The 11,873-nt window shown below is 65.5% G+C and carries 12 protein-coding genes; 11 read left to right on the top strand and 1 reads right to left on the bottom strand.

The features are described 5' to 3' along the window. The first annotated feature begins 86 nt into the window (after window positions 1-86). The 9 genes from CXR29_RS11245 (at window position 87) to dapF (ending at window position 7,621) form a co-directional block, all read left to right on the top strand. Window positions 87-416 carry a helix-turn-helix domain-containing protein gene (locus CXR29_RS11245; RefSeq protein ID WP_062244061.1) on the top strand — a complete coding sequence of 110 codons (330 nt, stop codon included), beginning with the start codon at window positions 87-89 and terminating at the stop codon, window positions 414-416. Next, window positions 416-643, top strand: coding sequence for a DUF3046 domain-containing protein (locus tag CXR29_RS11240; RefSeq protein ID WP_101553721.1), 228 nt, complete (start codon window positions 416-418; stop codon window positions 641-643). Before CXR29_RS11245 ends, CXR29_RS11240 begins: the two co-directional genes overlap by 1 nt. A gap of 63 nt (window positions 644-706) precedes the next feature. Next, window positions 707-1,114, top strand: a complete 408-nt coding sequence (locus CXR29_RS11235; RefSeq protein ID WP_127364564.1) for a VOC family protein — start codon at window positions 707-709, stop codon at window positions 1,112-1,114. A 191-nt stretch (window positions 1,115-1,305) separates the two neighbouring features. After that, window positions 1,306-2,397, top strand: coding sequence for a recombinase RecA (gene recA / locus CXR29_RS11230; protein ID WP_127364563.1), 1,092 nt, complete (start codon window positions 1,306-1,308; stop codon window positions 2,395-2,397). Next, window positions 2,378-3,412 (top strand): regulatory protein RecX, encoded by a 1,035-nt coding sequence (locus CXR29_RS17695; RefSeq protein ID WP_241241424.1) that lies wholly within the window; start codon window positions 2,378-2,380, stop codon window positions 3,410-3,412. Before recA ends, CXR29_RS17695 begins: the two co-directional genes overlap by 20 nt. 35 nt (window positions 3,413-3,447) lie before the next feature. Continuing rightward, window positions 3,448-4,944: a tRNA (N6-isopentenyl adenosine(37)-C2)-methylthiotransferase MiaB gene (miaB, locus tag CXR29_RS11220; RefSeq protein ID WP_127364562.1), complete on the top strand. Its 1,497-nt coding sequence runs from the start codon at window positions 3,448-3,450 to the stop codon at window positions 4,942-4,944. 1 nt (window position 4,945) lies between these two features. After that, window positions 4,946-5,611, top strand: a complete 666-nt coding sequence (locus CXR29_RS11215; protein WP_127364561.1) for a hypothetical protein — start codon at window positions 4,946-4,948, stop codon at window positions 5,609-5,611. Between the two features lie 6 nt (window positions 5,612-5,617). Further along, a complete protein-coding gene (gene miaA, locus CXR29_RS11210) occupies window positions 5,618-6,538 on the top strand; it encodes a tRNA (adenosine(37)-N6)-dimethylallyltransferase MiaA (RefSeq protein WP_127364560.1) in 921 nt (306 codons plus the stop codon). 93 nt (window positions 6,539-6,631) lie between these two features. After that, window positions 6,632-7,621 (top strand): diaminopimelate epimerase, encoded by a 990-nt coding sequence (gene dapF / locus CXR29_RS11205; protein WP_127364559.1) that lies wholly within the window; start codon window positions 6,632-6,634, stop codon window positions 7,619-7,621. A 2-nt stretch (window positions 7,622-7,623) separates the two neighbouring features. Here dapF and CXR29_RS11200 read toward each other — a convergent pair whose 3' ends face one another. Continuing rightward, window positions 7,624-8,238, bottom strand: coding sequence for a class I SAM-dependent methyltransferase (locus CXR29_RS11200; RefSeq protein ID WP_127364558.1), 615 nt, complete (start codon window positions 8,236-8,238; stop codon window positions 7,624-7,626). Between the two features lie 129 nt (window positions 8,239-8,367). Between CXR29_RS11200 and hflX the strand changes: the two genes are divergently transcribed. Together hflX and CXR29_RS11190 are read left to right on the top strand one after the other, a co-directional pair. Next, entirely contained in the window at window positions 8,368-9,840 is a 1,473-nt protein-coding gene (gene hflX, locus CXR29_RS11195; protein ID WP_127364557.1) for a GTPase HflX, read from the top strand. Further along, window positions 9,837-11,807 (top strand): ATP-dependent DNA helicase, encoded by a 1,971-nt coding sequence (locus CXR29_RS11190; protein WP_127364556.1) that lies wholly within the window; start codon window positions 9,837-9,839, stop codon window positions 11,805-11,807. The genes hflX and CXR29_RS11190 overlap by 4 nt, the downstream gene beginning before the upstream one ends. Window positions 11,808-11,873 lie beyond the last annotated feature (66 nt).

Here is an 11,873-nt window from a genome sequence, read left to right as displayed (position 1 = left end):
CACCAGGTTGGTGCTGTGTCACGGCCAGGTTGTAAGGTTGTTGGAACTACATTGACGGGACGCGCTGACAAAGGGAGGGCCGCGTTATGTTACTGAGAGTCGAAATCGGCGACGCACTACGTTCTGCCCGCCGTCGTCAAGGACGCACCCTTCGCGATGTCTCGACCGGAGCCAGCGTTTCGCTGGGCTACCTCAGTGAGATCGAGCGCGGACAGAAGGAAGCCTCTTCGGAGCTGCTGTCGGCGATCTGTGAAGCACTCGATCTGCCGCTGTCGGCACTGCTGTCGTCCGTGTCCGATCGCTTCGCTCTCGAAGAGGGCGTGCAGATCCCCGACACCATTCCGCAGGAGCTCTCGGACAAGATCCTCGGTCACCCCGAGGGATACTCTTCTCCGCGCCTGGCTGCCAAGCCCTGATGCGGCATACGCTCTACTGGATCCTCATGAACGAGGAGTTCGGTGAGGCTCGCGCCGCCTCCCTGCACACCGACCTCACGCTGAGCTCATTGGGTTCACGAACCGCGGAGCAGGCATTCGAAGCCGGTGTCGAACCTCGCGATATCTGGATCGCCGTGTGTGACTCCATGGGCGTTCCCGAATCCCGACGCCTGGGCAAGGAGAAGCCGCGCTCGACTCCGTTCTGATTTCTCGAAGGTGCGCGAAACCTTCTCTGTCGGCGTGATGTCGGCCGAGTGTAGACTGACCGCATGAATCAGGCCGTCCCGTTCATCACCTTCCAGCCCAGCCGCGGCCAGAGCGCCGCCGAAGCCATGGCCACCTATGTCGAGCTCTTCGCCGACGGGCGAGTGATCCTCGACAATCGCTACGGTGCCGAGGGACCGGGTGCCGAGGGCACGGTCATCATGTCCGAGATCGAGATCGCCGGCCAGAGACTGCGGTTGAGCGACAGCTTCGTCGCCCACGAGTGGGACATCACCCCTGGCGTCTCGCTCATGGTCGACTGCGAATCGGCCGAGGAACTCGAACGCCTCTTCACCGCACTGAGCGCGCAGGGGACTGTGTTCATGCCGCTCGACGACTACGGGGTCGGACCGTTCGGGTGGGTGGGCGACCGTTTCGGTCTCACCTGGCAGCTGGGCCTGGCGTCGGCCTAGATTCCGCGGAGACACGCGACACACCCGAATATATAGAACACCTGTTCCCATGTGGGTTATCCTGGTGAGGAATCACGGGACCTGTGACCATGAGTGGCTGGTTATCCACGGGGGAATCGCTTCCTCTGTCGTTATGTCAGTGCCATCTTCTAGCCTTGGTCTCAAAGGAAAAGCAACGAAGAGGAGACGTCATGGCACGTACACCCAAGAACCTTCAGGTTCCCACCGGCGGCGACAAGTCGAAGGCGCTCGAAGCCGCAATGGGCCAGATCGATCGCAACTACGGCAAGGGCGCGATCATGCGCCTCGGCGACGGTGTGCGTGAGCCCATCGCCTCCATCCCGACCGGTTCTGTCGCTCTCGACATCGCTCTGGGCATCGGCGGTCTGCCGCGCGGTCGCGTCGTCGAGATCTACGGTCCGGAATCCTCCGGTAAGACCACCGTGGCTCTCCACGCCGTGGCGAATGCACAGAAGGCCGGCGGAATCGCCGGGTTCATCGATGCTGAGCACGCACTGGACCCCGAGTATGCGAAGAAGCTCGGCGTCGACACCGATCAGCTCCTCGTCTCCCAGCCGGACACCGGCGAGCAGGCTCTCGAGATCGCCGATATGCTCATCCGCTCCGGTGCGCTGGACATCATCGTCATCGACTCCGTCGCAGCCCTGGTGCCCAAGGCCGAGATCGAAGGCGAGATGGGAGACAGCCACGTCGGTCTGCAGGCTCGTCTGATGTCGCAGGCTCTGCGTAAGATCACCGGTGCCCTGGCCCAGTCGAAGACCACCGCGATCTTCATCAACCAGCTGCGTGAGAAGGTCGGCGTCTTCTTCGGTTCCCCGGAGACCACCTCGGGCGGTAAGGCCCTGAAGTTCTACGCCTCCGTGCGCATCGACGTCCGCCGCATCGAGACCCTCAAGGAAGGTCAGGACGCGGTCGGCAACCGAACCCGTGCGAAGATCGTGAAGAACAAGGTCGCTCCGCCGTTCAAGCAGGCCGAGTTCGACATTCTCTACGGCCACGGCATCTCCCGCGAAGGCAGCCTCATCGATATGGGAGTCGACAACGGCATCGTGCGCAAGTCCGGTTCCTGGTTCACCTACGACGGCGATCAGCTGGGTCAGGGCAAGGAGAACGTCCGCAACTTCCTCCGTGACAACCCCGGCCTGGCCGAAGAGATCGAGCTGAAGATCAAACACAAGTTGGGTCTCATCCAGGTCGACGAACCCGAGGACGGCGCCGAGGCGGTCGGAGAAGCTCAGACGGATGACGTCGAAGTCTCCTGACGCCTCGTCGACTGACGACGAGTACAGCGGCCACGGGCCCTCCGCAGCGACCGATACGGTCGGTGCGGGGGACTTCGGCCGGAACGACTCGTCTCAGACCGAGAAGCTCTCGCAGCTGCGCAGCGCGATCTCGGAGATCGACCAACGTCATGCCGAAGGGGAGGCCGGATTCTTCGCCGGTCTCTCCGGCCTCGACGACGGTGATGTCGACGGCGGCAACGGTCGTACCGGCAGCCGAAAGAGTTCCGGGTCGCGTTCCAGTGCTGGCTCGGGAAAACGGTCGGGGAAATCTGCACGAGCGGCATCGAAGGCCGACACGACAGCCGGTTCGAAGCGCAAGAAGAACTCGAGCGGCTGGAAACGACAGCAGCAGGAACCGGACAACGGGTGGGTCGAGGGCGGTACCGACTCGACTCCGGATTTCATCGACGTTCCTGATTTCCTTGCCGCCGAGAATGATGGTCCAGATTTCCTTGATGGCAGCGACGGTCCGCCCGATTTCGCTTCCGGTCCCGGGCTGAGCTTCGATGACGACGAGGACGAGGCGCCCGACTTCGATGCGGACTACGCCCAGGCGAAGAAGACGGCCATGAACATGCTCGCCATGCGCGATCACTCCAGCGATGAACTGCGCAAGAAGCTGCTCAAACGCGACCTCATGCCCGAAGCGATCGATGTCCTCATCGAAAAATTGCAGAACTCGCGGCTGCTCAACGACGAAGAGTTCGCGCACCGGTTCGCACGGGCACAGCGAGAGAACCGGAAACTCTCCCGGTCCGTGCTCAAACGCGAACTGAGCAAGAAGGGCATCAGCCCCGAACTGGCCGCCGACGCAGTCGCCGACATCGACGGCGAGGAAGAGCTCGCCCGCGAAGTCGCCGAGAAGAAGGCCGCCTCCACACGGCGCCTCGACTATGCGGTGCGGGAGCGTCGGATCCTCGGCATGCTCGCCCGCCGAGGCTTCCCCTCGGCGATCTGCATCAAGGTCACACGAGACGTGCTCGCCGACGACTGAAACGGCACCCGGGGAACAGCTAGAATAGGTGCGCCATGACTGAACTGATTGAATCCCCGACGACATCCGGCACCACCCCTCGCAGCTACGAGGTCAAGACCTACGGATGTCAGATGAACGTGCACGACTCCGAGCGTCTGTCCGGACTGCTCGACGACGCCGGCTACGTTCAGGCGAAAACCGACGACCAGGCTGACGTCGTCGTCTTCAACACCTGCGCCGTCCGCGAAAACGCGGACAACCGCCTCTACGGCAACCTCGGCCAGCTCGCGAAGGTCAAAGAGAACCACCCCGGTCTCCAGATCGCCGTCGGCGGATGCATGGCACAGAAGGACCGCGACACCATCGTGAAGAAGGCCCCCTGGGTCGACGTGGTCTTCGGCACCCACAACATGGGTTCCCTGCCGGCGCTGCTCGAACGCGCTCGCCACAACGAGGAAGCCCAGGTCGAGATCCTCGAAAGCCTCGACGTCTTCCCCTCCACCCTGCCCAGCCGGCGCGAATCCCAGCACTCCGGGTGGGTGTCGATCTCGGTCGGCTGCAACAACACCTGCACCTTCTGCATCGTGCCCAGCCTGCGCGGCAAGGAGAAGGACCGTCGTCCCGGCGACATCCTCGCCGAAGTCGAAGCACTCGTCGCCGACGGAGTCGTCGAAGTCACCCTGCTCGGCCAGAACGTCAACTCCTACGGTGCCGAATTCCGCGACAAGGGAGCATTCGCGAAACTGCTGCGCGCCGTCGGCAACGTCGACGGGATCGAGCGGGTCCGCTTCACCAGCCCGCACCCGGCGGCCTTCTCCGACGATGTCATCGACGCAATGGCAGAGACCCCGACCGTCATGCCGCAGCTGCACATGCCGCTGCAGTCCGGTTCGGACACGATCCTCAAATCCATGCGGCGGTCCTACCGGACCAAGCGATTCATGAACATCCTCGACACCGTGCGCGAGCGCATCCCGCACGCGGCCATCACCACAGACATCATCGTCGGTTTCCCGGGAGAGACCGAAGAGGACTTCCAGGGCACGATGGACATCGTCCGCCGTGCTCGGTTCTCCCAGGCCTTCACCTTCCAGTACTCCATCCGCCCCGGCACACCCGCGGCCACGATGGACAACCAGGTGCCGAAGGACGTGGTGCAGGAGCGATTCGAACGCCTCACCGCACTCCAGGACGAAATCGCCTGGGACGAGAACAAAGCCCAGATCGGCCGCGAGGTCGAGGTGCTCGTGACCAAGCTGCCCCACGCCGATTCCCCCAGGCTGAGCGGTCGGGCCGAAGACAATCGCCTCGTCCACGTGGGAATCCCCGAGGGTGCACAGATGCCGCGGCCCGGTGACTTCGTCACCGCCACCGTCACCGAGGCGAAGCCCTACTTCCTCCTCGCCGATTCCGGATTCTCCGTGCGCCCGTCCCGCGCCGGTGATGCCTACGACCGGGCACAGGCGGACAGCTGCGGTGCACCGAGCCCCGGCCAGGGCTCGGCCGGCGCGACGAACCTCGGCATGCCGACCATCCGCACCCGCGGCTGAGATGGGCGCCTTCGCCGTCATCCCGGCAGCCCCCGTGCTGCTCGAGAACATCGACCACAGCGAAACCACTCGCATGGTCGAACTGCGGACCGTGCTCCACAACACCGTGAGGTCGCAGTCCGATTGGGCGCTGCCCATCGAGACGCTGCCGCCCGTGGCCGGGCTCGGCGGTTGGGGGATCGACCGTGGAGTCGATACTCGCACGGGTCGATTTCTGGCCGGATCCGACTGGGTCGATAACGTTGCGTCCCTGACGACGGACGAACGCAGACTCGCCGAGGCGGCCGACCCGGCCATCATCGTCGCGATCCTTCACGCTCACGCCGCCGACGTCGGCATCGGCCCGTTCGGATCGAGCGAGAATCTTCTGCTGCCCATCGACCTCTCGGGTGCCGCGACAGAGGACGCGCCCTTGGCCCCGATCGACGGTGCCGAGGACTTCGATCGTGCTGTCGTGGAGACACTCACCTCCGGGCCCACGATCGACACCGCAAGACTGGTCGAAATCTGTGTACGAGCGGAGACCATGGCCGCGAATCTCAGCGTGCTAGCCGCAGGAATCCGCCACCTCGTCGACCACGGTGCTCGGGTGTCGACGCTGGAGCCGGTCATCGACGAACGTGTCCACGAAGTGCGGTCACTCTGCGGAACCGGAAGCTGGGGGTGATCGCCGATGGCTGAGGACAACGCGCCGATCATCACCATCGTCGGAGCCACTGCCACCGGGAAATCGGACCTGGCGCTGGATCTGGCGGGCCGCCTCGGCGGAGAGATCATCAACACGGATTCGATGCAGTTCTATCGCGGGATGGACATCGGCACGGCGAAGCTGCCGGTCGATGAGCGTCGGGGGATCGCGCACCATCTCATCGACATCCTCTACGTCACCGAAGAGGCGAACGTCCAGGACTTTCAGGCACGTGCGCGGGCGGCGATCGCGGACATCCGGGGGCGTGGACTGCGGCCGATCCTCGTCGGCGGGTCCGGGCTCTACGTGCGTGCTGCGGTCGACCATATGGAGTTCCCGGGCACCGACCCTCAGCTGCGGGCCCGCCTAGAGGCCGAGGTCGCCGTCGACCGGTGGGCGCTGCATCAGAAGCTGCGCGAACTCGACCCGAAAGCGGCCGAGAAGATCACCGTCAACGACCAGCGACGCATCGTTCGAGCCCTCGAGGTCATCGAACTCACGGGCCGTGCCTTCAGCGCTCAGCTGCCGGACTATCAGGAGATCGAACCGACCATCCATCTGGGCCTGAGCGTGGACCGAGCCGCGCTTCACGAGCGCATCGCCGCTCGCGTCGACCTCATGTGGGATCACGGATGGGTCGATGAAGTGATTCGGCTCCTCGACGCCGGACTGGCCGAAGGCAAGACGGCGTCGCGCGCCATCGGGTACGCACAGATCCAACGCCACCTGTCCGGAGAGCTCACCGCCGCCGAGGCGAAGGATGAGACGACGATCCGCACCCGGCAGTTCGCACGCCGGCAGGACACCTGGTTCCGTCGTGATCCGCGCATCCACTGGATCGACGGCAGTGCCGCCGACGCCGAGCAGAACCTGGCGGCCGCCCTCGACGTGCTGGGCGGGCACTGACGACATAGCGGCCGAGCCCGACATGGCGGCCGCGCTCGACGTCCTGAACGGGCATTGAAGACCTGAGCCGACCGTCACCGATAGGATGGAGCCATGAGCACTCCGGATACCCCGTTCGCCGCCTGGTCCGATGTCACCTTCGTCAAGGGACACGGCACCCAGAACGACTTCGTTCTGCTCTCCGACGACGACAGCAGGCTGGAGATGCATCCCGAAGCCGTGGCCACGCTCGCCGACCGGCGGGCCGGACTCGGCGCCGACGGCATCATCCGCATCGTCCGCTCCGCCGCCAGCGGCATCCCGGGAGCCGCCGAACAGGCCGACGCCGGTGCCGAATGGTTCATGGACTACTACAACAGCGACGGCAGCCTCTCCGAGATGTGCGGCAACGGCGTACGCGTCTTCGCCCACGCACTCGTGACCAGCGGCCGCGTCTCCGCCGAGGCCCGCGATATCCTCGTGGGCACCCGCGACGGAATCAAAACCGTGCGCACCACCCTCAACCCGGCCCTGGGGGTCCAGACCGGAGACGACGTCGTCGACACCGGCACGCCCGGACCCGGATCCGCCAGCGACGCCTGGTACACGATCGACATGGGCGAATGGTCACTCGACCCGTCGAGCAGCGTGCTCGTGACCACCGGAGGCATCGAGGTCGCCCGCCCCGGACTGCGCGTGTCCACCGGCAATCCGCACACCGTCGTTGCCCTGGCCGAGAACTCCGAACTCGCCGCCGCCGACCTGCGTGATGCCCCCGTCCTCGACCCCGTGCCCGCACAGGGCTCGAATGTCGAATACATCGTCATGGAGCCCGCCCGATCCGATGTGGCCGGGGGAGAAGGCGCCCTGCGCATGCGCGTGTTCGAACGCGGCGTCGGTGAGACCCGCTCCTGCGGAACCGGCGCCTGCGCGGCCGCGATCGCAGCCCACCACTGGGCAGGCGAGAAGTCACCTCTGCAGTGGAGAGTCGACGTGCCCGGCGGTCAGCTGCGCATCGAGATCGAACCTAATGCCGAAGGCACGAGCGGACGCGTCAGCCTCGCCGGACCCGCGGTCCTCGTCGCCGGCGGCACGATCAGCTGAGCTCAGCCGCGCTCGACCGTGAGCACGCGGAAGCCCTTCGACGATCCCGTGCGCACGACCTCGAAGCCGTCACCGAGCATCCCGGCGATCCACTTCTGCAGGGAATCGGCACCGAGGTTCTTCGACACGACGAGATCGGCGCGACCGCCCGGGGCCAGACGCGGCAGCCACGTCTCCAGGAGTTCGTGCAGTGCGTCCTTGCCGATGCGGATCGGGGGATTCGACCGGATCGCGGCGAACTGCAGGTCGGTGGGAACATCGGCGGCGGTGACGGTGTTGATCGTATCGAGACCCAGCCTGCGCGCATTCGCCGCGGTGGTCTCCAGGGACCGGGAGTTGACGTCGAGCGCCCACACTCGCACAGCCACCTCGGCGTCCTGGGCGTCCAAAGCCGTGTGCAGGGCGATCGGACCCCACCCGCAGCCGAGGTCGAGGACATCGCCGGCCGGCGGCTGAGGCAGATGCCGCAGCAGCACAGCCGTGCCGAGGTCGAGGCGAGTGGGCGAGAACGTGCCGGATACGGTTTCGACGGTGACGGCGCGGCCGGCCAGATCGAGGTTGAGTTCCCGCGACTTGGCCTCGCTGCTCGGCGATTCGGTGAAATAGTGCTCTGACACGGTTTCAGTGTAGACGGCTGTGGGAGAATTGATGGACACCACCGTCGGTGCGCACCGCCACGACCGGTGCGAGGCATGACGACGTCGGCACGAGAAGTCCCGTGCGGACGGCAGAGAACAAAGGAATGAATGACGTCTGAAGACAAAGAGCGTCGCAACGCGATGCTCGACCGTGTGCTCTCCCGAGGCGCCCAAGCCCTCGACGATCACGACACCACCCCCGAGGACGACCAGTTCGACCTCGCCGAGCGCGCCGCGCTCACCCGCGTGGCCGGACTGTCGACCGAACTCGAAGACATCACCGAGGTCGAATACCGTCAGGTCCGCCTCGAACGCGTCGTCCTCGCCGGCATCTGGAACACCACCCAGGCCGAAGCCGAGAACTCGATCCGCGAACTCGCCGCACTGGCCGAAACCGCCGGTTCCGACGTCCTCGACGCGCTCATCCAGCGCCGCGACAAGCCGGATCCCGGCACCTTCCTCGGCAAGGGCAAGGCCGCCGAGCTCGCCGAGGTCGTCGCCTCCGTCGGCGCCGACACCGTGATCATCGACTCCGAACTCGCCCCCAGCCAGCGGCGCGGACTCGAGGACGTCATCAAGGTCAAGGTCGTCGACCGCGTCGCGCTCATCCTCGACATCTTCGCCCAGCACGCGAAATCCCGCGAAGGCAAGGCCCAGGTCGAACTCGCCCAACTCGAATACCTCCTGCCGCGTCTGCGCGGTTGGGGTGAGTCGTTGTCCCGGCAGGCCGGTGGTCGTGTCGCCGGCGGTGCCGGAATCGGCTCCCGCGGACCCGGTGAGACGAAGATCGAACTCGACCGTCGCCGCATCCGTGCGCGCATGTCGAAGCTGCGCCGGGAGATCAACGCCATGGCGCCGTCTCGAGAGACGAAGCGGAAGAACCGCGCCCGCCATCATGTGCCGTCCGTCGCGATCGTCGGGTACACGAACGCGGGCAAGTCCTCCCTGCTCAACCTGCTCACCAACGCCGAGGTGATGGTGCAGAACGCCCTGTTCGCCACCCTCGATCCGACCGTTCGGCAGGCCAAGACCGCCGACGGCATCGTCTTCACCTACACCGACACCGTCGGGTTCGTCCGCAACCTGCCCCACCAGCTCGTCGAAGCCTTCCGTTCGACCCTGGAGGAGGCCGCCGGTTCGGATCTGCTCCTCCACGTCGTCGATGCCTCCCACCCGGATCCGCACGGTCAGATCCAGGCCGTGCGCAATGTACTGGGGGACGTGGAGACCGGGGACATCCCCGAACTTCTCGTGTTCAACAAGGCCGATATCGCCGAGGAGGCTGTGATCACCGGCCTCCGCGCGGAGTACCCCGACGCCCAGTTCGTCTCCGCCGTCTCGAAGGAAGGGATCGACGACCTCATCGAGGCCATCGAGAACCGCCTCCCCGTCCCGGATATCGACATGACCGTGCTCATTCCCTATGAACGCGGTGACCTCGTGTCGAAGATCTACGCCCTCGGCACGGTCGAACACGAATCGCACGGCACGGAAGGCACCAGCCTGCAGGCGAAGGTGCCGACCGAACTCGTCGACGAACTGCGCGAATTCCAACGTCCGGACCTGGTCATCGACGAGTGAAAGCAGTCGAGAACCTCCTCGAATCCGCTGTCGGCGCCATCGGCGGATCGCCACGTGAGGGTCAGCAGGAGATGGCGCAGGCGGTCGCCTCGTCGCTGGACAAGGGAATCCATCTGCTCGTGCAGGCGGGAACCGGTACCGGCAAATCGCTGGCCTACCTGGTGCCTGCCGCCGAGTACGTCACCCGTACCGGCGGGAAGGTCGTCGTGTCCACGGCGACCCTGGCCCTGCAGACGCAGATCATCCACCGCGACCTGCCCCGGCTGTTCAAGGCCGTGAAGAAGGACCTCGACCCGCTGCCCCGAGCGGCACTGCTCAAGGGGCGGCGGAACTATGTGTGCAAGCACAAGCTCGCCGGCGGATACCCGGACGAGGGCGAGGGCATGCTCTTCGACCTGGGGGCCGACGCCGAGGCGGGACGCAAACCCACCGAACGCTCGGGCCTGGGGGAGGAGATCCAGCGGATCCGCACCTGGGAGAAGACCACCGACACCGGTGACCGGGACGACCTCCTGCCCGGTGTCAGCGATCGCGCCTGGTCACAGGTGTCCGTCAACGCCTTCGACTGCCTCGGATCGAACTGCCCGCTGTTCACCGAATGCTTCGCCGAAATCGCCCGGAACAAAGCCGCCGAAGCCGATATCGTCGTGACGAACCATGCGCTGCTGGCCATCGACGCCTTCGGGGAATCGAACGTGCTGCCCGAACACGATGTCATCATCATCGACGAGGCCCACGAGCTCAAGGATCGGGTGACCGGCGCCCTGTCGGGGCAGATCAACACGAGCATGCTCTCGGCGGCGACGAGCTCCGTGCGCAAGCACACCACTGTCCAGGACGGGGTCGTCTCGCTGCTCGACTCCGCCGCGGCGGCACTCGAACGCGCCCAGACCTCGGTGCCCGAGGGACTCATCCTGCATATGAGCGAGGCCCTCGGTCTGGCACTGGCGCAGATCCGTGACTCCGCCCGCCAGATCATCAACGACATCGGCGGCAAGACCGAGGATGCCGATGCCGGTCGGCAGATGGCCAAGGCGCGCTGCCAGGAGATCTTCGAACTCGCCGAACGCTTCTGTGACCCGGGCAAGAACGACGTCATCTGGCTGTCGCGCTCGACCTTCCGGGAGAAGGAGACGACGAATCTCGTCGTCGCGCCCTTGAGCGTGGCCGGGACCATGCGCAACGGCATCTTCGAAGAATCCACGGTTGTGGCCACCTCGGCGACTCTGTCCCTGGGTGGCAACTTCGACGCGGTGGCAGCCTCGTTGGGACTATTCGGACCGGATGCCCCGAAATGGGACAGCCTCGATGTCGGATCCCCGTTCGACTACGGGAAGCAGGGGATCCTCTATGTCGCTTCTCACCTGCCCAAACCCGGACGCAGCGGGCTGAGCGAGGAGGCGCTGACCGAACTCGAGAAACTCGTCGAATCCTCGAACGGCGGGGCACTGGGCCTGTTCTCCTCCCGGGCGGCGGCCAATGCGGCAGCCGAACACCTGCGGACGAAGTTCGATTTCCCCATCCTGCTCCAAGGCGATGACGGCCTGCCGGCGCTGGTCTCTCAGTTCACGGCCGACGAGGAGACCTGCCTGTTCGGAACCATGTCACTGTGGCAGGGAGTCGATGTGCCGGGACGGACGAACCGCCTGGTCGTCATCGACCGTCTGCCCTTCCCTCGCCCCGACGATCCGCTCATGCAGGCGCGAGCACGCGATGCCGACCAGCGGGGAGTCAACGGATTCATGGCGGTGTCGGCCACGCATGCCGCACTGCGTCTGGCTCAGGGCGCCGGACGCCTCATCCGGTCGACCAAGGACAGGGGAGTGGTGGCCGTGCTCGACTCACGGCTGCGCTCGGCCCGGTATGCCGGGTTCCTCGTCAATTCGATGCCGCGGATGTGGCCGACGACGAATTCCGGTCTCGTCCGCAAGAGCCTGGCACGGCTGGCCGAAACCGACGAAGGATGACACAAAGGCCCGCGACCGATTCGGTCGCGGGCCTTTGCGTTCAGACTGCGGAGAGCCGGCAAAGGG

The sequence above is a fragment of the Brevibacterium linens genome, assembly GCF_003999335.1.
GTDB classification, from domain to species: domain Bacteria; phylum Actinomycetota; class Actinomycetes; order Actinomycetales; family Brevibacteriaceae; genus Brevibacterium; species Brevibacterium linens.
Note: the sequence above shows the minus strand (reverse complement) of the source record. Positions and strands in the feature narration are given on the sequence as shown.

Bases quoted from the DNA above. Each gene is read 5' to 3' on its own strand.
- dapF (WP_127364559.1), top strand. From the start codon at position 6,632: ATGAGCACTCCGGATACCCCGTTCGCCGCCTGGTCCGATGTCACCTTC.
- CXR29_RS11245 (WP_062244061.1), top strand. From the start codon at position 87: ATGTTACTGAGAGTCGAAATCGGCGACGCACTACGTTCTGCCCGCCGT.
- CXR29_RS11235 (WP_127364564.1), top strand. From the start codon at position 707: ATGAATCAGGCCGTCCCGTTCATCACCTTCCAGCCCAGCCGCGGCCAG.
- miaB (WP_127364562.1), top strand. From the start codon at position 3,448: ATGACTGAACTGATTGAATCCCCGACGACATCCGGCACCACCCCTCGC.
- miaA (WP_127364560.1), top strand. From the start codon at position 5,618: ATGGCTGAGGACAACGCGCCGATCATCACCATCGTCGGAGCCACTGCC.
- CXR29_RS11215 (WP_127364561.1), top strand. From the start codon at position 4,946: ATGGGCGCCTTCGCCGTCATCCCGGCAGCCCCCGTGCTGCTCGAGAAC.
- hflX (WP_127364557.1), top strand. From the start codon at position 8,368: ATGACGTCTGAAGACAAAGAGCGTCGCAACGCGATGCTCGACCGTGTG.
- CXR29_RS17695 (WP_241241424.1), top strand. From the start codon at position 2,378: ATGACGTCGAAGTCTCCTGACGCCTCGTCGACTGACGACGAGTACAGC.
- CXR29_RS11240 (WP_101553721.1), top strand. From the start codon at position 416: ATGCGGCATACGCTCTACTGGATCCTCATGAACGAGGAGTTCGGTGAG.
- recA (WP_127364563.1), top strand. From the start codon at position 1,306: ATGGCACGTACACCCAAGAACCTTCAGGTTCCCACCGGCGGCGACAAG.